Annotated in this window: 26 protein-coding genes and 1 pseudogene; 2 read left to right on the top strand and 25 right to left on the bottom strand. The window is 39.2% G+C overall.

The window, feature by feature from the left end; translation table 11 throughout:
* Window positions 1-11: 11 nt before the first annotated feature.
* From LCD32_RS15880 to LCD32_RS15970, 19 genes and pseudogenes are all read right to left on the bottom strand, one after another.
* The gene (locus LCD32_RS15880) at window positions 12-353 is read right to left on the bottom strand and encodes a flagellar protein FliT (RefSeq protein WP_008348246.1); all 342 of its coding nucleotides are present in this window, start codon (window positions 351-353) and stop codon (window positions 12-14) included.
* Window positions 350-754 (bottom strand): flagellar export chaperone FliS, encoded by a 405-nt coding sequence (gene fliS, locus LCD32_RS15885; RefSeq protein ID WP_008348247.1) that lies wholly within the window; start codon window positions 752-754, stop codon window positions 350-352. Before fliS ends, LCD32_RS15880 begins: the two co-directional genes overlap by 4 nt.
* Window positions 755-771: 17 nt before the next feature.
* Window positions 772-2,298, bottom strand: a complete 1,527-nt coding sequence (locus tag LCD32_RS15890; RefSeq protein WP_060781475.1) for a flagellar hook-associated protein 2 — start codon at window positions 2,296-2,298, stop codon at window positions 772-774.
* 20 nt (window positions 2,299-2,318) lie between these two features.
* Window positions 2,319-2,660 (bottom strand): flagellar protein FlaG, encoded by a 342-nt coding sequence (gene flaG / locus LCD32_RS15895; protein WP_007499987.1) that lies wholly within the window; start codon window positions 2,658-2,660, stop codon window positions 2,319-2,321.
* Between the two features lie 153 nt (window positions 2,661-2,813).
* A complete protein-coding gene (gene csrA / locus LCD32_RS15900) occupies window positions 2,814-3,038 on the bottom strand; it encodes a carbon storage regulator CsrA (protein ID WP_008348252.1) in 225 nt (74 codons plus the stop codon).
* A complete protein-coding gene (fliW, locus tag LCD32_RS15905) occupies window positions 3,032-3,466 on the bottom strand; it encodes a flagellar assembly protein FliW (RefSeq protein ID WP_025208061.1) in 435 nt (144 codons plus the stop codon). Before fliW ends, csrA begins: the two co-directional genes overlap by 7 nt.
* 28 nt (window positions 3,467-3,494) lie before the next feature.
* A complete protein-coding gene (locus LCD32_RS15910; RefSeq protein ID WP_060781476.1) occupies window positions 3,495-4,073 on the bottom strand; it encodes a DUF6470 family protein in 579 nt (192 codons plus the stop codon).
* A gap of 46 nt (window positions 4,074-4,119) precedes the next feature.
* A complete protein-coding gene (flgL, locus tag LCD32_RS15915; RefSeq protein WP_008348257.1) occupies window positions 4,120-5,031 on the bottom strand; it encodes a flagellar hook-associated protein FlgL in 912 nt (303 codons plus the stop codon).
* An 8-nt stretch (window positions 5,032-5,039) separates the two neighbouring features.
* Complete coding sequence (gene flgK, locus LCD32_RS15920; RefSeq protein WP_058336981.1) at window positions 5,040-6,560, bottom strand: flagellar hook-associated protein FlgK; 1,521 nt, start codon at window positions 6,558-6,560, stop codon at window positions 5,040-5,042.
* Between the two features lie 15 nt (window positions 6,561-6,575).
* On the bottom strand, window positions 6,576-7,058 hold the full coding sequence (locus tag LCD32_RS15925) for a flagellar protein FlgN (protein WP_007499977.1): 483 nt from the start codon (window positions 7,056-7,058) through the stop codon (window positions 6,576-6,578).
* A gap of 18 nt (window positions 7,059-7,076) precedes the next feature.
* Complete coding sequence (gene flgM, locus LCD32_RS15930; RefSeq protein WP_003213252.1) at window positions 7,077-7,340, bottom strand: flagellar biosynthesis anti-sigma factor FlgM; 264 nt, start codon at window positions 7,338-7,340, stop codon at window positions 7,077-7,079.
* A gap of 79 nt (window positions 7,341-7,419) precedes the next feature.
* The gene (locus LCD32_RS15935) at window positions 7,420-7,839 is read right to left on the bottom strand and encodes a TIGR03826 family flagellar region protein (RefSeq protein ID WP_017357864.1); all 420 of its coding nucleotides are present in this window, start codon (window positions 7,837-7,839) and stop codon (window positions 7,420-7,422) included.
* A 56-nt stretch (window positions 7,840-7,895) separates the two neighbouring features.
* Window positions 7,896-8,363, bottom strand: a complete 468-nt coding sequence (locus LCD32_RS15940; protein ID WP_060781657.1) for a ComF family protein — start codon at window positions 8,361-8,363, stop codon at window positions 7,896-7,898.
* 51 nt (window positions 8,364-8,414) lie between these two features.
* Window positions 8,415-8,618 (bottom strand): annotated as a pseudogene (locus LCD32_RS15945) (hypothetical protein); the annotation flags it as partial.
* The gene (locus tag LCD32_RS15950) at window positions 8,579-8,872 is read right to left on the bottom strand and encodes a late competence development ComFB family protein (RefSeq protein ID WP_035701582.1); all 294 of its coding nucleotides are present in this window, start codon (window positions 8,870-8,872) and stop codon (window positions 8,579-8,581) included. The pseudogene LCD32_RS15945 and the gene LCD32_RS15950, both read right to left, overlap by 40 nt.
* Window positions 8,873-8,936: 64 nt before the next feature.
* Window positions 8,937-10,316, bottom strand: a complete 1,380-nt coding sequence (locus LCD32_RS15955) for a DEAD/DEAH box helicase (protein WP_164072395.1) — start codon at window positions 10,314-10,316, stop codon at window positions 8,937-8,939.
* 119 nt (window positions 10,317-10,435) lie between these two features.
* Window positions 10,436-11,278 carry a DegV family protein gene (locus LCD32_RS15960; RefSeq protein WP_060781478.1) on the bottom strand — a complete coding sequence of 281 codons (843 nt, stop codon included), beginning with the start codon at window positions 11,276-11,278 and terminating at the stop codon, window positions 10,436-10,438.
* A gap of 210 nt (window positions 11,279-11,488) precedes the next feature.
* On the bottom strand, window positions 11,489-12,178 hold the full coding sequence (degU, locus tag LCD32_RS15965) for a two-component system response regulator DegU (RefSeq protein WP_008348273.1): 690 nt from the start codon (window positions 12,176-12,178) through the stop codon (window positions 11,489-11,491).
* A 64-nt stretch (window positions 12,179-12,242) separates the two neighbouring features.
* On the bottom strand, window positions 12,243-13,418 hold the full coding sequence (locus tag LCD32_RS15970; RefSeq protein ID WP_024719243.1) for a sensor histidine kinase: 1,176 nt from the start codon (window positions 13,416-13,418) through the stop codon (window positions 12,243-12,245).
* Between the two features lie 221 nt (window positions 13,419-13,639).
* Here LCD32_RS15970 and LCD32_RS15975 point away from each other — a divergent pair, with 221 nt between their 5' ends.
* The gene (locus tag LCD32_RS15975) at window positions 13,640-14,308 is read left to right on the top strand and encodes a YigZ family protein (RefSeq protein ID WP_017357860.1); all 669 of its coding nucleotides are present in this window, start codon (window positions 13,640-13,642) and stop codon (window positions 14,306-14,308) included.
* Window positions 14,293-15,390: an LCP family protein gene (locus LCD32_RS15980; RefSeq protein WP_060781479.1), complete on the top strand. Its 1,098-nt coding sequence runs from the start codon at window positions 14,293-14,295 to the stop codon at window positions 15,388-15,390. The genes LCD32_RS15975 and LCD32_RS15980 overlap by 16 nt, the downstream gene beginning before the upstream one ends.
* Window positions 15,391-15,427: 37 nt before the next feature.
* Here the strand turns inward: LCD32_RS15980 and LCD32_RS15985 are convergent, their stop codons facing one another.
* The 6 genes from LCD32_RS15985 to LCD32_RS16010 all read right to left on the bottom strand — a co-directional run bounded on the left by LCD32_RS15985 (window position 15,428) and on the right by LCD32_RS16010 (window position 21,800).
* Window positions 15,428-16,495, bottom strand: coding sequence for a glycosyltransferase family 4 protein (locus tag LCD32_RS15985; RefSeq protein WP_024719245.1), 1,068 nt, complete (start codon window positions 16,493-16,495; stop codon window positions 15,428-15,430).
* Window positions 16,496-16,629: 134 nt separating this feature from the next.
* The gene (gene tuaH, locus LCD32_RS15990) at window positions 16,630-17,826 is read right to left on the bottom strand and encodes a teichuronic acid biosynthesis protein TuaH (RefSeq protein WP_060781658.1); all 1,197 of its coding nucleotides are present in this window, start codon (window positions 17,824-17,826) and stop codon (window positions 16,630-16,632) included.
* Window positions 17,827-17,845: 19 nt separating this feature from the next.
* Window positions 17,846-18,601 carry a teichuronic acid biosynthesis protein TuaG gene (gene tuaG / locus LCD32_RS15995; RefSeq protein ID WP_008348281.1) on the bottom strand — a complete coding sequence of 252 codons (756 nt, stop codon included), beginning with the start codon at window positions 18,599-18,601 and terminating at the stop codon, window positions 17,846-17,848.
* Between the two features lie 24 nt (window positions 18,602-18,625).
* Window positions 18,626-19,303, bottom strand: coding sequence for a teichuronic acid biosynthesis protein TuaF (tuaF, locus tag LCD32_RS16000; protein WP_060781480.1), 678 nt, complete (start codon window positions 19,301-19,303; stop codon window positions 18,626-18,628).
* A 61-nt stretch (window positions 19,304-19,364) separates the two neighbouring features.
* Window positions 19,365-20,831 (bottom strand): teichuronic acid biosynthesis protein TuaE, encoded by a 1,467-nt coding sequence (gene tuaE / locus LCD32_RS16005; protein WP_025208069.1) that lies wholly within the window; start codon window positions 20,829-20,831, stop codon window positions 19,365-19,367.
* Window positions 20,832-20,870: 39 nt separating this feature from the next.
* Window positions 20,871-21,800, bottom strand: a complete 930-nt coding sequence (locus tag LCD32_RS16010) for an NAD-dependent epimerase/dehydratase family protein (RefSeq protein WP_035389680.1) — start codon at window positions 21,798-21,800, stop codon at window positions 20,871-20,873.
* Between the last annotated feature and the right edge of the window lies 1 nt (window position 21,801).

Here is a 21,801-nt window from a genome sequence, read left to right on the forward strand (position 1 = left end):
GTCTCACCTATTTATTTCCGTTTATCGTAGTATACGCCGTCACTTGTCATGGGCTGATACGGATTTTGATAATTCAGCTGTTTTGTTTTCTTACGTTGAATGGCTTGAATATCTGCCTTGATCCCATTTTGAATCTCCGTTAATTGCTTGGCCATCAGTTGATCTGTTTGAATGATTTCTTTGATTTTCTCTTTTTCTTGAACGGAAAGCTCATGTTGAATGTCTCTCATTAGTTCGTCTCTCTCAACTAAAAAAGCATCAAAGTCTTCAACGAGTGTTTCGCTTTGCGGGTTGGCCTCTATTTCCGCTGCCATTTTTAACGTTTGGTCGTGCAGTTGATCCACAATACTCATAGAGATCCCCCAATAGAGTGGTGACGCCCTTTTCGATCGGTTTGAATGACTTCCTTCCAAGCATCTCGGAAATCAGTCACATATTGCTCTACTTCATTCAGGATCTCTTCGTCATTTTGCAGATTGGCTTCAATCAGTCTTCGATAGATGTAGTCATACATACTTGCCATGCTCTTTGATACATCATACGTACGATTTAAGGTGACATTTAATTCTTGGATGATGTTTTGAGCCTTTTTCAGGTTCAAGTTTCTCATTTCAGCATCTTCTTTTTGAATGCCATGCTTTGCTAGTCTAATAAACTTTAAGCATCCTTCATAAAGCATAAGCGTTAACTCGGCCGGTGTTGCGGTCTCAATAGAATTTTTCTGATAGGCGGCATAAGGGTTCTGAATTGCCATATGTTATAAACCTCCAATTATTGTCCAAGCAGTTGAGAAAGATAGCCAGATTGGTTGTTTAGCTTTTGAATCGCACTATCCATGGCGTTAAACTTTTTGTAGTAACGAGCTTCCACCATTTTTAAACGATCTTGGAATGTATCCATTCGTTTTGTCAAAGAATCTAAATCCTTACCAAGTCCATATTCTTTTAGCTCCATTGATGTACTACCAGCTTTTGTTTGAATACTCTTCGTGAAGGCTGATAAGGAATTTTTGACGCGATAGATGATTCCTTGTTCTTTATATTGCTGCTGTGCTTTGTCTTTGTCTTTAGAATCAACATTTAAAGAACCAGAGATAAACATTTGCCTTACCTTGTCTGGGTCTTCTTCAATGGCTTTTTTTAATTTCTCTACTCCATTAATATTAATTAATTCAAGCTTCCCGCCATCTTTATACGAGGATGAAGTAGAAATACCGATTTGTGTCAGGTGAATTTTATTCCCATCACTTGTCGTAATATCAGCATAAAAATCACTTCTTATTTTAGAGGCACCAGCTCGTAAAATAGAATCACTTCTCAGTAAGCCAGACTTAGCGGTTGTTTCCCATAACTCAATTTCTTTTTCAGACATGGCTTTTTTCTCTTCAGCCGTTAATGGTTGATAGTCTCTATTTCGCTTTTCATTCACTTTACCATTGACCAATTCAACGAGTTCGTTGTATTTATCAACAAATTGTTTAATTTTATCAAAGATGGCATCGACATCTGTTGAAACGTTCAAGCTGACAGGCTTATCTGTTGTTCCTTTCAGCTCATATGTGATACCAGCCTGCGTGAAGGTATTATTGTTATTTTCCATTTTGAGACCATTAATTTCGTATTGCGCTTTCTGCCCTTGAGTAGTCGCAACTAATTTATTATCTCCATCCACTTGGAAGCCTAATTGCGTTAAAAATGAAGCGGAATTGCCATCCGCTGCCTTAATACTGACACCTTCACCAGTCGTACGCGAAGTCAGGGCGATCGTATCTACGTAGTTGGTTCCATCAAAGATCTGGCCTTTATAAGCCGTGACACCAAGTTGAGAGCTGTTCAATTTTGTCACGATTGTATCAAGGGTATCTGTATCAGTGGTATTAATGGTCACTGTTTTAGGTGTTGTAGAATCTGGTGTCATCACCTCAAACGTAAACGTACCGTTTGAAGCAGTAAATCCAGATGGACTAGAAGATTTGAAAACGGATGCTGTCGCTAGTTGGGTCACATTAATTGAGCCAGAGGCAGCATTTGTTGAGCCAGTTGCTGTGACAGCAGATTCGTTTGAGCTTGTCACCTTTTTTGCGCCATAAGTACTTGGTAATGTTAAATTTAGTTTGGCAATGAGATCATCTAATTCTTTGACCTTTGAATTGACCTCGCGGTAGCTGTCTCTTTGCCATTCAAGTGTTTGTTTCTGTCGTGTCATTTTATCAAGTGGTGCCTGCTCAGTTTTCATTAGCTTTGAGACAATTTCATCAATATCAAATACATTTGAAAATCCAGTAATTCGATTAACCATGATTTATGTTCTCCCTTCAATTACATTCTTTTATCGACAAATAAACCGACAATCTCTGTCATTGCCGCATAGAAATCAAGCCATTCTTTGGAAGGAATCTCTCTAATGACTTCTTCGGTTTGGTTATCTACGACTTTGACATAATATTCATTGAGTTTTTCATGCAATTCAAATTGAAGATGAAATTGAGTAGGTTCAATCAGCTTATTTGCTCCTTGAAGCGTTTTCTCAATTTCTTCTTTTGAAACGACTTTTCCATTTGCTTGTAAATCAGTGTTTGCATTGTCATTTTGATGATTCGTAACACGGGTTTGAAATGCATCAATCAGTGGCTCTAGCGAAGTCAACTTACCAACAGACATAGTTATTCAGCTCCTGTGCTTTAATCTATCTTTTATATCGGCTTTGAATTATTAAATTAAATATAGATGGACCGATTTGTTAAAGTTTCATATAGATGGTGTACTTCTACGGTTTCACACGGAGGAGGATAGACAAATAGGATAAAAAAATCCTCACTTTTTTTGTGAGGATAATTGAGAAAGTAGATCAAAGGACAAGCTAGCAGCACGGCTGTTTTCTTCTTGAATAGACAGGTATACTTCCTTCCTGTGAATATCAATATGCTTAGGAGCCTCAATTCCGACTTTTACTTGGTCGCCTTCAATCGCAATAATTTTAACTTCAATATCGTCGCCTATTTGAATCGATTGATTTAATTTACGAGATAGAACTAACATGAGGAAGCCACCTCTAGCAAATGTTTTGTATGATAGGCTGAATCATGCAAAATGACCTGCTTGGCTTTCATGTTTTTCCGATTCACAATAATAGGCGCTCTTAAATTGGCTGTCGTTTTTTCAATAGAAGATCCCATTGTTAAAATAACCATGACTTCCACATCATTGGCATCTTCTACCCCAAGAATGTCTACAACCGATTCTTCTAAGTCAAATTCATATTGATTGAAGAACAAAAATGGGCTGCTGACAATAAAGCCTAGTTCTGCATTTTTCAAAGATTGAAGAACTAAAAATGGGGATTCTTCTGATAAAGGTAAAATGACAAATTGTTTTTGATCCAGAAATCCTGGTATCCCATTAGAGAAGTGAATGATTTGCTCCTCTTTAATCGTCACTTCGCCATGGTATTTTGTTTGAATGATCATAATTCACGACCTTTTTCATTTTTCTTAACTATACCTTATCACCATTTCGACCTGTTTCGTCAACTTCTATTTTTAATTCTGGGTATTGTAACATATCAATATGAACTTTACCTGGCTGGTAGTTAACAATTGGTTTATGAGGTGTTGCCTCTATAATAGCTTTTTGCGGCTCCACATCAATTTTAAGTTCAGATGGCTGATAGTGAATTTTCACACTAAAAAATGAAGGAATCACACCGATGTTGAATTGTTTTGCTGGAGGACTGCCGTTGATTTTCGCAAACTCAGCAATCGCATTCCCACCATTCTCGATCTTGATGAGTTCACTTCCTTCTTCCGCTCTACGTCCCATTCCTTCTCCAATCGCACGTTTCCCCTCAGCAGCCCATTCCTCTGAACGCCTAAAAATCGACTTAATATCCATATCGGCAAATGCCTCGGTTTGATCTATGGTTAATTTCGACGGTGTCCTTGTGATATTCATGACAGCTCTTGGCTGCTGAATCTCAAGCTCAGCTCTTGGCTGCTCTACTTCTTGCTTGGAAGGGGTTGTCGACATTTGCAGCTTTGCATAAGTTTGCTCCATTAACAATCTAGGGATTTGCATAGGTTCACCTCCATGATGCAAAAAAGCACCCAACGGATGCTTTTTCTTATCTTAAGAAATCGACAAGGGATGGCTGAATCACTTTAGCTGTCGTCGCTAAAGCAGCTCTATTCACAGTCTCTTGTTGAAGAAGATCAAGAATGGCTTTTTCACTTTCTACATCTTCGGCATCTGATTTAGCCTTTTTCAGCACTTCAAATTGCGAAGTCAAACGGCTCCCGACTAAATCGATACGATTGGATCTAGCCCCAAGATCTGAACGCTCAGCACTCATCACTTCTTTAAACTGATCGATATTTCCTAATGCATCATCTGAATTTGTAAACGTTCCATTTTTTAATGAGTTTTCTAAATCAGTCAGCATTTCAATGACATTTTGACCACTGGCAGATTGTCCACCAAAAGCTGAAAGAGGATTTGAATTCACATTTAATGTGATTCCATCAGAAATGTTCGACTGAACCACGTTTGCATCTGTATAGTTTTCAAAGTTAAATGTAAACGTACCATCTGCATTCTCTACAACTGGTTTAACATTTGTATTCGTCCCATTAAAAACAAACTTACCTAACATCTGCGTGTTCATTGCATCAATGATTTGATTCTTCATCTGACCAATTTCCACTCCGATAGCAGCTAAATCTTCTGGCTGTTTTGTTCCATTGGCCGCATCGAGTACTTTATCTCGTATATTTGACATGATATCAATTATTTCAGTGACACTTGTTTCAGATGTATCAATCCAGTTTCGTGCCTCATTTAAATTAGTTTGGTATTGCTCATTTCGAAACATGGCTGTACTATATTGAAGACTTTTCACTGCTGCAACAGGATCATCAGACGTTTTTGTGAAACGTTTTCCAGACTGTGCCTGCTCATTAATTTTAGAGAGTTTTTCATAACTTTTACTAATATTTCGAAGTGAATTTTGAGAAATCATACTTTGCGTGACTCGCATCAGTTACCCTACCTTCCTACGACTCCCATGCCGTTTATTATTTTATCTAATACTTCGTCTTGCATCGTCATAATTCTTGCTGCTGCATTATAAGCATGCTGGAATTGGATCATGTTCGTCATTTCTTCATCAATAGATACAGCACTAGTTGACATCCTGCGTTCATTGGCTGAATTCACAAGAGCTGCTGAACTGCTTTCAAGGGTCATGTTCTTTTTAGCTTGTATCCCCATTTCGGCAATGACATTCTGATAGTAATCCTGAATTGTTGTGGTATTTCCGCCGATTGGTAGCTTTAAGTTTTGAATATTAGCTAATTTCGTAGCATTCGAACCATCACCTTGCGTTTGATTAAGAGATGCAGCAATGTTATCTGTCGATGCTAAAATCACGTCACTCACTTTGATACGGGCTGCCAAGCCTTTATTCAAATCATTGTTATTCTCAATATCGAAAAAGTCTTGTCCACTTGTGCCATTTAACGTGTATCCTTGCTTATGGACGTCGTTAAAAGCATCCATAAATACTTTTGCTACTTCATCCAGCTCAGCAAGCATATCCGGGTACATGCCTTTTTCATCTCCATTAGACATGTAGCCATACGCCTCAACAAGTGCTTTTACTTTACCATTCACTTGTAATTGATCAGCTGCGATGGTTGTCGTTCCAAATTGGAGTGAGTTAACAAGTCCCGTCGTATTATCATAGGAAAGTTGCAATTCAGATTTTTCATTGGTAATGCCATTTAAAATTGTTCCAGCAGATTGTCCATTTGCACCGATAATATCGATGTTAACGGTTCCTTCAGCAATTTCCAGAGCATTTCCTCCAGAAGGGTTGTAGCTCACTTTAATATCAACAAGTGAGGAAAGCTGATCTATGAGAGCGTCTCGCGTATCATAAAGATCATTGGGAAGATAACCATTTGGCTCAACTGTTGCAATCTGTTTATTCACTTCATCAATTTGAGTTAATAGGGTGTTCACATTTTTTGCCGTTGAATCGAGTTCAGTTTTTAAATTCTTTTGTATCGTTGTTAAAGAAGAATTTAGCAGGCGGAATTGATCTACTAAAGCTTGAGCACTTGTCTTAACAACTGTACGGGCTGAAGCAGTATCAGCATTTTTCGATTCCGATAAGACTTGTAATGATTTCCAGAGATTATCAAAGGCTCTATTCAAGCCTTCATCTGTCAAATCATTCATCACTCCTTCCATTTGTGAAAGAGCATCAGACTTCGTCGCATAATAAGACAAGTTATTGTTATGATCTCTATACTGAAGATCTAAAAAGCTGTCTCGAATTCTTTCAACAGTTCCAACTTGGACACCTGTCCCCATTTGGCCGTATGTCTTGCCATCATAAACAGAAATCACTGGGTAAGGATTCTCTGCTTTAAAGGTAACTCTCTGTCTTGAGTAGCCATCAGTATTTGCATTGGATACGTTGTTTGATGTGACATAAAGCCCTGCACGCTGGGCTGTGATTCCTCTTTTTGCCGTTTCTAGTCCCATGAATGTAGAACCCATAGATATCCTCCTTTTTTACGCCTTTGAATCAAACAAAGCCCTATGCTGTTTAGGCTTTGAACTCTCAAGACCATTTTGTCCGTAATTCATATTTTCTTTGTTAGGATTCACAAGATCGAATGTCAGTGAAATAAATTGAAGTGACTGCTGAATAAGCTGTTTGTTCAGTTCGTTTACATCTTTCAGTTCCACCATGATGTCATTCAGCTTCTCATATAACGAAATAAGCTCTTCTTGATCCGTTCCTGTAGCTTTTTCGATGCATGCGGTGATTGTCGGCGATTGATCACTTTGTAAAAATTGAACTGCTGCTTCAATCCGCTTTTCTTCTAATTGTGAAATGGCCTGAATATATTTTTGCTCAAGGTTCAGAACCTCTGAAAGAGCATCGATCTCATTATTTTTCAGCATTTCTGTTTTATTCTTAGACAGCTTTAGAAGCTGTTCATGTAATCCGTAGAGACGGTGCAGTTCTTCAATCATTATTTTTACTGACATTCACGCTACTCCCTTTTGTTATTGTTGTTTATAAAAATTCAACATTTTATCTGCAATGCCTTTTGTATCTACTTGATATGTTCCGGCTTCAATGCTTTTTTTAATTTGGTCTATTTTATCTTGACGTTCTTTCATGATATTCGGCACCTTTTGCATTTCGATTGCCTTTTTAGAAATTTCGACTTTGTCAGTTGATTTTGCTTGATTCGATTGCAACGTTTGTTTCTCATATGTTTTCTTGTAAGGATTTACTGGTTGTGTTCCATATCGATTAATTTTCACGGGATTCCTCTCGCTTTCCGTTACAGTCTGTCTTGATTCTATCCATTTTATCGACCAAACTGCAACTTAGTTTAGGGAATCAGTCGTTTTTAGGATTAATGGCATAATAGGTGTCTTTTTTCCTAGATTCAATCTCCCTTTTACGCTCTTCTTCTTGGTCCATTTGGCTGATTTGCGTCTTTATATCCTTTTCACAATGGCTACACAGCTTGTTTTTTCTGATCGGTTGGCCGCATCTTTCACAAGGATAATTGATATTCGGAAATTGACTAATTTGAAGTCTTTTTAAACGGATAAATTTCAGGATTAATTCTTCATCAACTTCTGTTGCGTCTACTATTTCAGCAATGGTTGATTGTCTATTACTTTGCTTACGCAAGAATTTATAAACGATATCAAAAGAACGTTCTTCTTCTTCAAAGCATTTGTTACAAACCGTTTGGATGGTGGTTTTTAAAAATAACTGATTACATTGTGGACAGTTTGCCAATTGATTCATAACCAAAACCCCTTACGTTATTTTCTTTTCTTAATATCGGTTGATTGTCATGATTTTTAACTACGAATCAACGTAAAAGAGGAAACACTTTTGGCGCCTGCGTCTTTTAAAATTTTTGCTGCATGATAGACTGTCGCCCCAGTTGTATAAATATCATCGATTAATATGACATCCTTTAGAACGATCGGGATTGACTGCCTTAATTGGAACAAATTCTGTTGATGTAAACGTTCATTTTTTCTTTTCTTAGACTGCTTACTTTGATGTACTTTTATAAGTGGTTCCAATATAGATCCGCCAATCATGGAAGCAAGCATCATTGACTGATTGAATCCTCTTTCCTTTAATCTCTCTTTACTCAAAGGAATTGGGACAAGGACCGGTTCTTTGATTGAAAAAGAACGTTTAAACGCTGACTGTACATCTTTTTTAAATAGATCAGCTAAAGCCGTATCACCTCGAAATTTAAATCGAGCTAGAATATCTTTCATAAAGTCGTTGTAAGCATAAACAGACCGATTCATTACAAGAATCTCAGCAAAATCCCGTCGTTTATTCCACCTTGAACAATCCTGACACAATTGATCATTTGATTGCGCTCTTCCGCATTTGGGACAAGTAGGACCTTGAATCTTCATCAGGTGGTTCTTACATGCTACACATAATCGACCTTCATTTAATAGTAGGAATGATTTCCATGTAAAAGCAGCCACAAAATGACTCTCACAAATTGGACAAATCAACGATTTTCTTTGTTCAACGGCAAATGATTTTCGCACCTTGGATATGTAGTGACCGTTGAAGCAGCTTCTGTCAGAATGACGAGCATCGCCGTATTTTTCTGTTTATCCACCATCTCGGATTTACTGTAGGATATTTTATCGATATCTGTTATATATTGCGGTTTCACTTGATTTAGAGAAATGGCTAATACATCTTCTATACATTTTTCACAATGACAAATCATGTTTAATTGGTTGAGATATTGATAGAGAATTTCTTTAAGTAGTATTTCTTTTGCGTTGAGTAGCATATTTTGTCTCTCCTGCCATTTGTGTTTTGTGAATATAATGTACCATGATTTAGTTGAACCCACACTATTTTTCAGAAAACTCTTCTTCAGCTGTATTATTCATTTTTACGATATGTTTCTTTGCTTGTTTCATACTTCTCGTTAAACCAAAATGAAAAAAGTACACGTCTCCGTTAAAAAAATCTGGATGTCTCCCTGCTCTACCAGAAATTTGGACAAGTGCACTTTCTGTAAAAATAGGAGATTCCGCACCTAATACGCCCACTTGAACATCTTGAATAGTAACGCCTCTTTCTAGAATAGTTGTTGTAACCAATACATCGTATCTATGATCTCTGAAATGCTGGACTTTTTGCTTCCTTTCTTGATCATCCGCAGAAACACCCTGTACATTTACATCTTGAACTTGAAGAATATGAGTTACCTTCTTCATAGTAGAAATAGAAGGAACAAAGAGTAACACTCTTTTTTTCTTTGTGATATGTTCATGCAACCAGTTCATTGTAGATGCTGGAAGCCGATTTCTTTTTAATTTCTTTTTCCAATCTCCAACCCATTGAAATGTTGGGACAGGCAACGGGTTTTGGTGGAAGCGCAGAGGAATTTTGATCGCTTCTAATTGTCTACGAGCAACATCCTTTTGCATTTTTTTAGATGGTGTGGCACTTAAGTAAATTCTAACTCCTGTTTTTTTCATTGATTTTAAAACAGCAAACTGAAGCCGTTCATCCATTGAATAAGGAAAAGCATCGACTTCGTCTACAATGAGGACATCAAAGGCGTTTTTATATCTCATTAGCTGATGGGTTGTAGCGATCATAAGCGGTGCCATTTGAAATCTTTGAGAACTCCCGCCATAAAGTGCAGCTATATTCAGTCCTTGAAATGCCTTTCTCATTCGAGGTTCAAGCTCCAGTACAACATCGGTTCTAGGCGTCGCAATACAAACACTCATTCCGTTATTTAACGCATATTTTATTCCATGAAAAAGCACCTCCGTTTTCCCCGCACCACAAACAGCCCAAACGAGCAGATCAAATTTGTTTTGGATTGCTTCTACTAGCCTATCGGACGCTCTCTTTTGTCCTTTAGAAAGCTCTCCCTGCCATGTTAATTCAACTTGTCTTGTTTCTTTCTTTTGTGGACCCGTCCATTCATAGAGAAAGCCACATTCACTTACTTTTCCCAGCATGATGCAGGATCTACAGTATAAACAGTCTTTTTTACATGTTTCACACGGAGATAGGGCAAAGTAGCGCTTGTTTGATACACCGCACCGGCAGCAGATCAAACCACTCGCCACCCTATCGACAGCAGGTGTTCTATGGATAAATCCTTGATTCTCCAGCCACTCCAATTCGGACTGTGTACATTGACATTCAACAGGAAGAAGGTGCCTTGATTGTAGCTTGTGACTGAGTTCCATTGCTTTTTCCAGATTCAATTTCACGCACTACCTTTCCATTCATGTTGACCCATTATGTACAAAGAGAAGGCCTTTCGTCTAATTGTAAAAATAGAAAAACAAATCCCCTTTTCCATGAGAAAAGGGGATTTTGATATCTACCTGATGATCCAGCCAAGTGCTAAAGAGCCTTCGCCTAGATGAGTGCCAATCACAGCACCAAAGTAGCTTTTATAAAATTCAACATGAGGATACTTTTCTAATAAGTGCGCAATTAATTCATCTGCTTCTTCTTCTCTATTACCATGTATCAGAGTTGCTCTCATTGGAACACCACGTGATGCATCTTCATCAAATAATTCAAAAATACGTGAAATGGCTTTTTTGCGTGTACGAATCTTCTCAAAAGGAACAATTAGCTTGTTGTCAAAATGTAAGATAGGCTTTACCTTTAAGAGGCTTCCAATAAAAGCCTGTGCACCGTTTAATCTGCCGCCTCGTTGTAAATGAGTTAAATCGTCTACCATAAAATAAGCTCTTTGATTTTCTTTCAGATAATTGAGATGGGAAATCACTTCTTCTGGAGAAGCACCACCTTGGATTTTTTCAGCAGCTTCTAACACATAAAAACCTTGCGCCATACAGCTAGTCTCTGTATCAAACGGATAAATGTCGATCCCGTCAACTAGTTCATTCGCTGAGGCCGCACTATTGTATGTTCCACTAATTCCGCTTGACAGATGTATACTAATCACAGCATCATATGTTTCACTAAGTTTTTCATATAATTCTATAAGTTCACCGAAAGCAGGCTGAGAGGTTGTTGGAAGATCTTTATGTTTCTTGACTTCTTCATAATATGTCTTCCAATCCATTTCTACTTCTTCACGGTATGATTCAGTACCAAAGATGACATTCAGAGGGATCATATGAATATGATGTTTATTACGTAGTTCTTGTGGTATATAAGCAGTACTGTCTGTTACAACGGCTATTTTCATTCTTAAATACCTTCCTTATCCGTTAAGTTGCTTTTTAAAAAAGAATGATCATTGTTTTTCACTAGATTTATAATACTAATCAAAAAAGCTTGCCTAATCAATAGGCAAGCCCGCTATATCCGAAAAAGACTCCTTACCTGCCTATCATTGCTCTCTAACTTGAATGTGAGAGAATTAAAAACAGGCGAAAAAGGAGTACTTGTCCGGACATTATCTCATTTCTACCCAGCCGTTTTTAATTGCTACAACAACAGCTTGTGTACGGTCGTTTACATTCATTTTTTGCAAGATGTTACTCACGTGGTTTTTGACTGTTTTCTCACTAATAAAGAGCGACTCACCAATACCTCTGTTGCTCTTTCCGTCAGCTAACATTTGAAGAACTTCACATTCACGTCTTGTTAAGATATGAAGTGGTCTGCGAATTTCAGGATATACCTCGTGCTGTGGATGTGCTGAAACGCCGCTTGTTGCTAAGCGTCGGAATTCATTTACTAAGTTATGAGTGACTTTCGGATGTAAATAAGAACCTCCGTCAGCTACTACTTTTACTGCTTCAATGAGGGTATCTGCATCCATTTCTTTTAACAAGTAGCCTCTTGCTCCTGTTTTTAATGCATGTGTCACATAGTTTTCATCGTCATGAATAGATAGGATAATGACTTTTGATTCGGGATAAAGCTCTACTAGCTGTTTTGTAGCCTCCACACCATTTACATTCGGCATATTAATGTCCATAATGACAACATCCGGATGATAGTGTTCTACGATACGTGCAGCTTCGTCACCGTCGTCTCCTTCTGCAACTACTTCAAAAGTAGGTTCAAAATCTAAAATCCGTTTGACACCTTCACGGAATAATTGGTGGTCATCGATAATTACAATATTTACTTTAGTCACAAGCTACGCCTCCCCATGTTTATTGTTCTACACCTGAACTTTATGGTCAATATGTCTTTTGTCTCTATTTTACAATTTTATTTTGTAATGTTAACGGTACTCTAATCATGATGAATGTCCCTAGACCTATTTTTGAGTCTATGGTCATTTTACCTTCTAGTAAGTCTACGCGCTCTTTCATACCAAGTAACCCAAAGGATTTGTTTTTATTTGTTTTCACATCTTTCATATCAAAGCCTTTTCCATCGTCTTTGATAATTAACGTGACAAAGTCTTTTGTCACTTCTACTTTTACAGAGATTTCTTCAGCTTCGGAATGCTTCAATGAATTTGTGACAGCTTCTTGGGCTAGTCTAAACAGTGCCACTTCGAATTGAGAAGCAATTCTTTCATTTTCTGTATCCCCTAGGCATTGGAACGTAATTTTGGTTTTTCCATCATATTCTTCAATTGTGTTTAAGTATTTTCGCAGTGTCGGAATGAGACCCAAATCATCTAAAGCCATCGGTCTTAAATCATAAATGATTCTTCTCACTTCGTACAGTGCATTTCGCACATTCTGTCTTAGACTTCTAATTTCTTTAAAGCCTTCTTCTGTTCCACGGTCTCTAAAAATTCGTTCAATTAGTTCTGAACGCATCATCACGTTTGCCAGCATCTGAGCAGGTCCATCATGGATTTCTCGTGATACCCTTTTGCGCTCTTCTTCCTGGGCTTCAATAATTCTTAGTCCAAAATCTTGTTTTGCCTGAGCATCTTCAAGTAAAACACCGACCTGACGTAAATCTTGGTTCAAGTAGTTGAGAACGACCGTGATCTGGCTCACAAGTGTTTCAGAGCGTTCAATGACGTCTTGCAGGCTTAACAATCGTCTTTCGAGATCATCTCTTCTTTCCCTCAGCTGTTTTTCGCGCTGCTGGATCATGGTCAATTCTACTTGCAGGTTATGTGCTTTTTCATAGGCTTCTCGTATTTCTTCTTCGCTGAATTTGTTGAAGTTTCTGCTGACCTCAGATAATCGATTTCTAGCATGTCTCGTATGTACTTCTAGTTTATCCCCAAAATCAATTACTTCGTTGACTTGCTGTTTAATTTGCTTGAGCTCTTCTACTAGGCTTTCATATTGTTGACGGGACTGTTCGCCGATTCTAAATACTTCGTCCTTACTGCCATCAACTGTACTTAGCATTTTCATGATGATTGAATCCAATAACTTCGGATCCATTTTAGGTGTTGTCATGGCTTTTCCCTCCCGTAACAGTGATGTCATCTTTTTTTATTATAAATGTCATTGATCTGCATTTTATGTCGAATTATAATGAAAGAATGCGTATAAATCATGAAATTTTTATGACGACCCTTTTTCCGCTCCTATCATCATAACAAAATACGCTGTAAAATTCTAAAACCAATGCAAATTTTCTCTAGCCTTACAATTTGCTTGTCAGGAGGGTATGTCTTTTGCTGAACCGCTATCTCACAGTAAAAAGCCGTGGCGAGCATGAGATCGTCATTGAAAAATCACGTTTTATTTGTCATATACAACGTGCTGTCTCAGAAGAAGAAGCACAAGCCTTTATACAATCCATAAAAAAACAACATTGGAACGCCACTCATAATTGTTCCGCCTATTTGATCGGTGAACATGATCTGATTCAAAAAGCAAATGATGATGGTGAACCAAGCGGTACGGCAGGTGTACCCATGCTTGAAGTGCTAAAAAAACGCAAGCTGAAAGATACAGTAGTTGTCGTCACTCGTTATTTCGGCGGTATTAAGCTAGGTGCCGGTGGATTAATTCGCGCATACGGAAAATCTGTGTCTGAAGCAATTAATCATGTTGGTATGGTAGAACGCTGTTTAATGCGTACGATGCACACAACAATAGATTATACATGGCTTGGAAAGGTAGAGAATGAGCTTAGAGCCTCATCTTTTCAGCTAAAAGACATCCATTATGCAGAAGATGTGATTTTTGAAACGTATGTAGAAGAAACACAAACAGAGCAGTTTATTGAATGGATGACTGAGTTGACTAATGGAAAGAGTGTTACTAAAGAAGGCGAATTGATTTATTTAGAAAAGGACGTTGGTCCGATAAAGGAGACAGATGAATGGCACAACGAGTAAAAGTGCGTGTACGAAAGAAAAAGAGTAGGAAGAAAAAGATTTTCAAACGGATTCTGGTCTTATTTTTGCTTCTCTTCATCTGCATGGGCGGATTTGCAGTTTATAAGATTGTGAATACACTCCAGGCTGCTGACAAAACTTATGATGAATTAGAGCGTGGGGAGAAATCGAAACTCCGTGATGCTGTTATTGATATAAAGAAAAAACCTTTCTCTGTCCTATTTGTTGGTATAGAGGATTACGCCACAAATGGTGATCACGGCCGTTCAGATTCACTCATCGTCGCAACGATTAATCCTCAGGATAAAACGATGAAAATGGTCAGTATCCCCCGTGACACACGAGTACAGCTTGCTAGTGACACAACGGGAAATAAAGTAAAGATCAATGCGGCATTTGCTAAAGGCGGTAAAGACGAAACGATTGAAACTGTCGAACAATTCTTGCATGTCCCAATTGACAAATATGCAACAGTGGACTTTGACGGTTTTAAGGATGTCATTGATGAAGTTGGGGGAATCGATATAGACGTTCCATTTGACTTCAATGAAAAAAGTGACGTCAAAAAATCGAAAAAGATTTACTTTAAAAAAGGAAATATGCATTTAAACGGGGAAGAGGCACTTGCTTATGCGCGAATGAGAAAACAAGATCCACGTGGTGATTTCGGGCGTAACGATCGTCAGAAACAAATCTTACGTGCCATGATTGATCAAATGGCGAAACCTCATAACATTGCAAACGTGGATAATATTGCAAAAGAAGTAAGTGATCATATAACAACCAACTTCCGCATCACAGAAGGACTTGCTCTACAGCAAATTTACAGTGGTTTTAAAGGAGACGATACTGAAACACTATCTATTAAAGGATCAGACCTTTATTTAGGACCAAATCGAACATACTTCTTTGAGCCAGATCAAACCAACTTGGCTGAGGTACAAAATGAGTTAAGGACACATTTAAAGCTTCCTGCTGAGTCATCGTCCTCAACTGAAACAAATACACAAACCGATTCATCTTCTGATGCAACAGGGTCAGCCGATACACAGGCCCCTTCGACCAGCACATCAGGACAATAATAGGAAAACAGCCCGTTCCTTGGAAGCGGGCTGTTTTTTATTGTCTTTTGACCATACGTTTGTAGAATTTCGTAAATGGTTTAAACTCTTCGTTCACCAAACCAGTGACTTCAGCGATAACTTGCATAAACATGACCAGTAAAAAGATGATGATCAATGACAGCCAAATGGTGGCACTTGTCAGCAAAATCGCGCTTAAGCTGAAGACTAAGCCAATCATGTAAATCACAATCACTGCCATTCGATGTGATAAGCCAAAGGCCATCAGTCGATGATGGATGTGTGATTTGTCAGGTGATGAGATAGGCTGTTTATTCAATATTCGTCTGATGATCGCAAAGGTCGTATCAAAAATAGGCACACCTAAAATAATTACAGGGACAACAACACTAAACAAAGTAACACTTTTGTACAATCCTAAAAGTGACAGGACCGAGATCATATAGCCTAAAAATAACGAACCTGTATCACCCATAAATATTTTTGCTGGATGGAAGTTATAAAAAAGAAAACCGATGGTACTGCCAATGACGACAAGAGATAACGAAAGAATCAGGATCTTGTCCGCAGAAAATGCCATGACGGCAATCGTGGTTAAACCGATAACCGAAATTCCGGCAGCCAGTCCATCTAATCCGTCAATTAAATTGATCGCATTTGTAATCCCAACAATCCATAGTACAGTCAGGGGATACGCCATCCATCCTAACTCCAGTCGATCTGTTAAGAAAGGAACAGAGAAAAAGTCCATTTTTAAGCCCGTGCTCACGATTAAGCAAGCAACGAGAACTTGCACAAGAAATTTAAATTTTGCACTTAAATTATATTTATCATCAAATATACCTAAAATGACGATGAGTACAGCGCCAACTGATATAGCTGTAATTTTATTATGTAGAAACAGCCCGCCTGCTAGTGCTCCAGCCGCTACCCCAATAAAAATCGCCAAACCGCCCATTCGAGGCATTACTCTATCATGAACTTTTCGTTTATTCGGCTGGTCCACTGCACCAATCTTAATTGCAAACTTTTTGACGATTGGTGTCACAATTAAAACTGTAGCCAGAGAGACAAAAAACGCTAATAAGGCGCGTTCGTAATCCATAGGTCAGTCTCCTTCTAAATTGAAATCTGTATTTTGTATATTGGCCGCTCTTTCCATTATACAATTGAATATAGGATGATCACAAGCTCCCCCTAAGAAGAAGAAACAAATAAAAACGCACAATCCTGAATGAATTATGCGTTTTCTTTAATATTCGTTAATTCCACCATGTTTGTGAACAGTGCGTGCCAATCTTTTTTCTTTGCCCGGCTTTGTCTTAGATGTCTGCATGTCATGTCATCTTTTTTACTGATCACTTTCTGGCAGGCTTCTACGAAGAGAGCTGGATCTTCGCCCTCTACATATTCATACACATCATTCTCTTTTAGCCTTTCCGTTGATGGAAGATTTAAACCAACAACAGGGATTCCGGCAGCTAAAAATTCATACAGCTTGAGCGGAAAAACCGCTTGATTGTAAGGAGACTGTTTGTATGGCATCATCCCTACATCAATTAATTTCATATAAGCAGGCACTTCTTCCGGTGCGACTGCTCCAGTCCATAGGACATTGGGCAGTTTGAGTGCATGCTGAAAAGATGGATCTCCATTCGTTCCATCCGGACCGACAAATAAAAATGTCCAATCTGGCTGCATGCGAGCAGCTTGAGCGATCATGTCAAAATCGAGCTTCGGCTTGATCCCACCTATAAAGCCAAGAACCGTTCCCTCTCTTCCCTCTAGCACGTCTTCCCTGCTAGTGAGGTTACTTTTTGCAAACACATCATACTCGACGCCATTTTCCACTGTAAAGACATCTTTCGGTTCACCCATGAGCCTTTTTTTGATTTGATCATGTAAGTATTGTGAAGAGCATGTAATGCTGTGCGCATATTTAATAATGCGGTTTTCTGCCTTTACAATGACTCGCTGTCTCATATAAGAGAGAATGTTGTTTTTTCCGCTGATGGGCTCTCCCCACAGGTCACTGCAATCATACACAATATGTTTCCATTCAAATAAAGAAGATAAGAGCGGAAATCCCGGAAACGTATACCATAAACAGACGGCTATGCCCTGCTTTTCTTCTTGACGCAAATGCTCAAGAAGAGGAGATAATTTATGAAAATAAAACATATCTTGATAACGGCCAAAGCGAAAAAACTTGCTCTTGAGCACATCAGGAATGGTCATTTGCTTCATTCGATCCGTTATAGGCTGAAAGGGAGCTGAATGACGAGTGGCAGATGGGCATACCCAGATGACCTCTTTCGTTTCTGGATCAGATGCAAGAAATTCCGCCAGTCGATGCCGTCTGTACCTTAGGCCATCGTGTCCCCATTCTCCCGTTGCGACAATCACATGTATGATCGACTCTGCTTTCACCTTTATCACCTTTTTTCCCTTCTATTTATAAGCGCTTTTTGACAGCATTTGTGGCATAGTGCATAAAACACCAAGATGCTTTCACAAAATGAAGCTGCTCAATTTCTCTGTAGACAAACCATGTTTTTTTCGCTGCTTTCCACTTGTTACTAGAAATCGAGTTTCCCACGATGCGATATTCACTGAGCGGCTCACTCATTCCATAGGCAGTAAATCCTTTTTTTAAAATAGAGAGCCATGTGGCTAAGTCCTGCCTTGTTCGAATGTTTGGCATTTCCACGTGTCCTACTTGTTGAAGATCGAGCATCACCGTCAAACAGCCGATAATCGTATTTTTTAAAGCTTCATTGTAGTTCAACTGAGCCGGTGCTGTGACGGTTTTTTGTAACGGCTCTCCATTTTCTGAAATGATGTCATATGCCGTGAAAGTAAAGGCATGATCATTTTCTAACATAAACTTGACCTGCTTTTCGAGCTTTGTCTGTTTCCACATATCATCGCTATCTAAAAAAGCGATAAAGCGGCCTTTAGCTTGTTTGATGGCGGTGTTTCTAGCAATAGCGGCTCCCCCGTTTTCCTCTAAATAAATGACGTTGATTCTGTCGTCCGTCTGACTTAATTCCCCTAACAACTTCCTTGTGCCATCTGTTGAGCAATCATCTGCAATGATCAGCTCCCAGTTGGAATAGGTTTGGGCAAGGACGGAATGAACTGTATCCGTTAAATAACGTTCCGCATTATACGCCGGTGTAATAATTGATACTAACGGTTGATTGTTCACCTAAGACTCATCTCCAGTTCATCATTAAGATTCTTTGAACACTTCAGGTAACACCACAAACATAAGCGAGATGCTAAGGCCAATGACAAGTCCAAGCAGTGCTCGTTTTTTCGCTGACATGCCTTTGCCTGCTTCATCAAGCACTTGGGCAGGATCGACAATCTTTGCCTGCTTCATCCCGAGCTTTGTCGATTCCAATTCATATAAAAATCGTTCTTTATCGACCTTGGAGTCATTGCTGACAGATTCATCTTCAAGAGCGGATAGTCTCCTTTCAATGACTTGCTGTCTTTTCGTAAATAAGGCTTTGTCCTGCTTTAAAAATGTATCTGACACTTGTTTCACTACCGCCAAAGCTCGAGCTTGATCAGCATCTGTAAACGACAACTGCAATTGTGTATCGGACTGGTTCGTGAGAATCAAACGATTTTTCACATCCTGCCTTTCTTCTTCCTTTACATCACGGAGTGCTTGATTCAGAAATGCATCACTTTTTAATAGAGATGTCACTTCTTCCATATTGTTATACACACCGTCGTCATATTTCCCAAGCGTCAAGGTCACAGCAGCTGTGTAACTAGACTGTTCTACTGTTCCCTTGGCAAAAAAGAAACCAAAAGCAGCCAATACAACGGGCAGCAGCACAAGCCAGACGATATATTTTTTCATTCGCTTCCCTATTCTTAACATCAAACCAGACATGCTCATTCTCCCAACATTGACGTATTTAATTTTTCACTAGTGTAGCCATCCAAACTCAGTATCACACGTTTGCCCACGGCTTGAAACGCTGTTTATTTTTCATGATATTGACCGCTGCGATCACTAGACCTAGAAACACCCAGTGGAAATATAAATTCGAGACCGAACTCGGACTGATACTTGAGACGAGAAAGCTCAGCATGGCAGCAAATAGACCTTCAATGATCATCTTGGCTGATCTCGTGTCAGCCAATTGGTATTGTTTGTACAGTGAGAACATGAGATAGGCATACACTGAGATATAACCTAGCATGACGGCAAACCCAAAATTCGTCATCACCTCTAGCAGCCAATTGTGAACTTCCACGACCTGATCTGTATCAAAGATTGAAAAATGAGCTAAGTAATAAGACACATTGCCCGCTCCAACCCCGAATCCATATGAATTCGTAAAGAAATGCCAGGCGTTTTTGATTAAATTCGCACGGGCAATGTTGGACGGAAGTGGTTCGCTAAAAGAATGAGCGACCTGAGAAGCGAGAAACAAGTCATAAAAGACAGAATAGATTTTGGCTGAAAAAATGGCGATACAGATGATACCAAGCCCGCCTGCTGCCATGATGGACCACTTTTTTAAAAAGCGAGGCATCAATAGCCATACATAGATTGCCGCTCCAGCTAATATGCCAAGCAAGCTGGCGCGCGATTCTGTTAACAAAATAAGATACAGCGCTAAGATGGCTCCTAGTAATCCGAACGCTTTGATATAACCATTTTTCATTTGGCGCATGCACGCCACATATAAGAAAAAGCTAATAGATAAAAACGTCGCAAAGTCATTTTGGTTAAAGAAGACAGCCGTAGGATAGTGCTGTTTGTACGCTGGTCCAAGATACAATGAGGTATTCGGTAAATGATTCAAGGTCAAGTGATTATAGAACCCGATTCCCATCACAAATACAGTCATGACTAGCCAAATACTATAAAAAGTCACGATCTGATCCATTCGCTGAATGTACATGACCACAAGAAAGACAAAACCCATTCCCATCGCAAGAAGAGACATATATTTCAGGCCGTCTGTGACCGAATGAGCCCAAAGCAGTGAGATGAGCCCGTAAAGAAACCATGCAGCGAAAAAACCAAGAATGCCTTTAACACGAATTTGCTGCCACTGGGATATGTACGTTCCTTTGTCTCTCATCCGCCATATGAATAAAGCAAAGACAGCCAAGAGCATGATGCGGTAGAGAAAGAGACTAAAGAACCCAACACTAATAGAGAAAAAAGCATTATTGAGAAATGTTAATGCAATTAAAAGGTAAATGGCTGACATGAATATGTGTTCACCATTCATGTAGAGCTTCATACATATAGCAGCCACCATGAGCACCACAATCAAAACCGGAATGACCACCATCTTCTTTAACCCGATAGACTGTGCGGATGCCATTTGTACAAGCCCGATACCTGCTGCTAATAACATACATCCGATTATGATTTGCCATGCTGTTTGTTTCACACTCATACCCATGTTCCTCCTAAGCAACCCATCCGATTTGAGGGATTAAGCCTTTACTTCCTGTTCATAGTAGGAAATAGTACGAGCCAAACCTTCTTGTAAAGTCACAACAGGCTCCCATGCTAAGACTTGTTTCGTTTCCTCATTTGCCAATGTACTATGCACAATATCCCCTGCGCGCTGAGGCTTATAAATCGGTTCAAGATCTGATCTCGTGACTCGCTTCATCGTTTGAAACAGCTCATTCACCGTGATGGAATGACCACATGAGATATTTAAACAAACGTTTGATTGAGCTGTTAAAGCTGCAACATTCGCTGCGGCTAGATCGCCTACATAGATGAAATCTCTTGTTTGTTCCCCGTTTCCGAAGATGAAAGGTGCCTCATGCTTTGCAAACTTATCAGAAAAAATTGAAACCACTCCGCCTTCACCAAGTGCGTCTTGGCGCGGACCATATACATTGCTGTACCGCATAATACAGTAGTCCACATCATAGAGTGATTTTGCCATGTGTAAGTATCTTTCAACTGTCAGTTTCGACAAGCCATAAGGTGAACCAGGCTGCAGTGGATGAGCTGTGTCGACCGGCAGATAGACTGGGTCTCCATAAACTGCTGCCGATGAAGCAAACACCACTTTCTCTACCCCGGCTTCAGCCGCTGCTTTGATCACATGCAGCGAGCCTTTAATATTGACCTCTTCGTCGTAGACGAAATGTTGAACCGAAACGGCTACACTCACTTGCGCTGCAAGATGAATGATATAATCTGGTGCAATGTGTTTGATCAAATCGACCGTTTCTGATTTTGTGACATCTGCTTCAATGCATTGTACGGATAGATGAGCGATATTTTCCTTCGATCCAGTTGAAAAGTTATCAAGAACGATAGGCTCATATCCTTTCTCTAATAAAGCCTCTACCGTATGAGATCCTATAAATCCACTTCCCCCAGTGACCAATACTTTCTTCATC

The organism is Bacillus sp. RSS_NA_20 (assembly GCF_020165915.1).
GTDB classification, from domain to species: domain Bacteria; phylum Bacillota; class Bacilli; order Bacillales; family Bacillaceae; genus Bacillus; species Bacillus altitudinis.

What these genes read in the sequence shown, in the direction of transcription:
- LCD32_RS15890 (WP_060781475.1), bottom strand. Translation starts at nt 2,298, where the DNA reads ATGGTTAATCGAATTACTGGATTTTCAAATGTATTTGATATTGATGAA.
- fliS (WP_008348247.1), bottom strand. Translation starts at nt 754, where the DNA reads ATGGCAATTCAGAACCCTTATGCCGCCTATCAGAAAAATTCTATTGAG.
- LCD32_RS15980 (WP_060781479.1), top strand. Translation starts at nt 14,293, where the DNA reads ATGGCACAACGAGTAAAAGTGCGTGTACGAAAGAAAAAGAGTAGGAAG.
- LCD32_RS15910 (WP_060781476.1), bottom strand. Translation starts at nt 4,073, where the DNA reads ATGCAAATCCCTAGATTGTTAATGGAGCAAACTTATGCAAAGCTGCAA.
- fliW (WP_025208061.1), bottom strand. Translation starts at nt 3,466, where the DNA reads ATGATCATTCAAACAAAATACCATGGCGAAGTGACGATTAAAGAGGAG.
- csrA (WP_008348252.1), bottom strand. Translation starts at nt 3,038, where the DNA reads ATGTTAGTTCTATCTCGTAAATTAAATCAATCGATTCAAATAGGCGAC.
- LCD32_RS15935 (WP_017357864.1), bottom strand. Translation starts at nt 7,839, where the DNA reads ATGAATCAATTGGCAAACTGTCCACAATGTAATCAGTTATTTTTAAAA.
- LCD32_RS15880 (WP_008348246.1), bottom strand. Translation starts at nt 353, where the DNA reads ATGAGTATTGTGGATCAACTGCACGACCAAACGTTAAAAATGGCAGCG.
- LCD32_RS15970 (WP_024719243.1), bottom strand. Translation starts at nt 13,418, where the DNA reads ATGACAACACCTAAAATGGATCCGAAGTTATTGGATTCAATCATCATG.
- flgL (WP_008348257.1), bottom strand. Translation starts at nt 5,031, where the DNA reads ATGCGAGTCACGCAAAGTATGATTTCTCAAAATTCACTTCGAAATATT.
- LCD32_RS15985 (WP_024719245.1), bottom strand. Translation starts at nt 16,495, where the DNA reads ATGGATTACGAACGCGCCTTATTAGCGTTTTTTGTCTCTCTGGCTACA.
- flaG (WP_007499987.1), bottom strand. Translation starts at nt 2,660, where the DNA reads ATGTCTGTTGGTAAGTTGACTTCGCTAGAGCCACTGATTGATGCATTT.
- LCD32_RS15925 (WP_007499977.1), bottom strand. Translation starts at nt 7,058, where the DNA reads ATGTCAGTAAAAATAATGATTGAAGAACTGCACCGTCTCTACGGATTA.
- LCD32_RS15950 (WP_035701582.1), bottom strand. Translation starts at nt 8,872, where the DNA reads ATGCTACTCAACGCAAAAGAAATACTACTTAAAGAAATTCTCTATCAA.
- tuaF (WP_060781480.1), bottom strand. Translation starts at nt 19,303, where the DNA reads ATGTCTGGTTTGATGTTAAGAATAGGGAAGCGAATGAAAAAATATATC.
- LCD32_RS15940 (WP_060781657.1), bottom strand. Translation starts at nt 8,363, where the DNA reads ATGAATCGGTCTGTTTATGCTTACAACGACTTTATGAAAGATATTCTA.
- LCD32_RS16010 (WP_035389680.1), bottom strand. Translation starts at nt 21,800, where the DNA reads ATGAAGAAAGTATTGGTCACTGGGGGAAGTGGATTTATAGGATCTCAT.
- tuaE (WP_025208069.1), bottom strand. Translation starts at nt 20,831, where the DNA reads ATGAGTGTGAAACAAACAGCATGGCAAATCATAATCGGATGTATGTTA.
- flgK (WP_058336981.1), bottom strand. Translation starts at nt 6,560, where the DNA reads ATGGGTTCTACATTCATGGGACTAGAAACGGCAAAAAGAGGAATCACA.
- LCD32_RS15960 (WP_060781478.1), bottom strand. Translation starts at nt 11,278, where the DNA reads ATGAAAATAGCCGTTGTAACAGACAGTACTGCTTATATACCACAAGAA.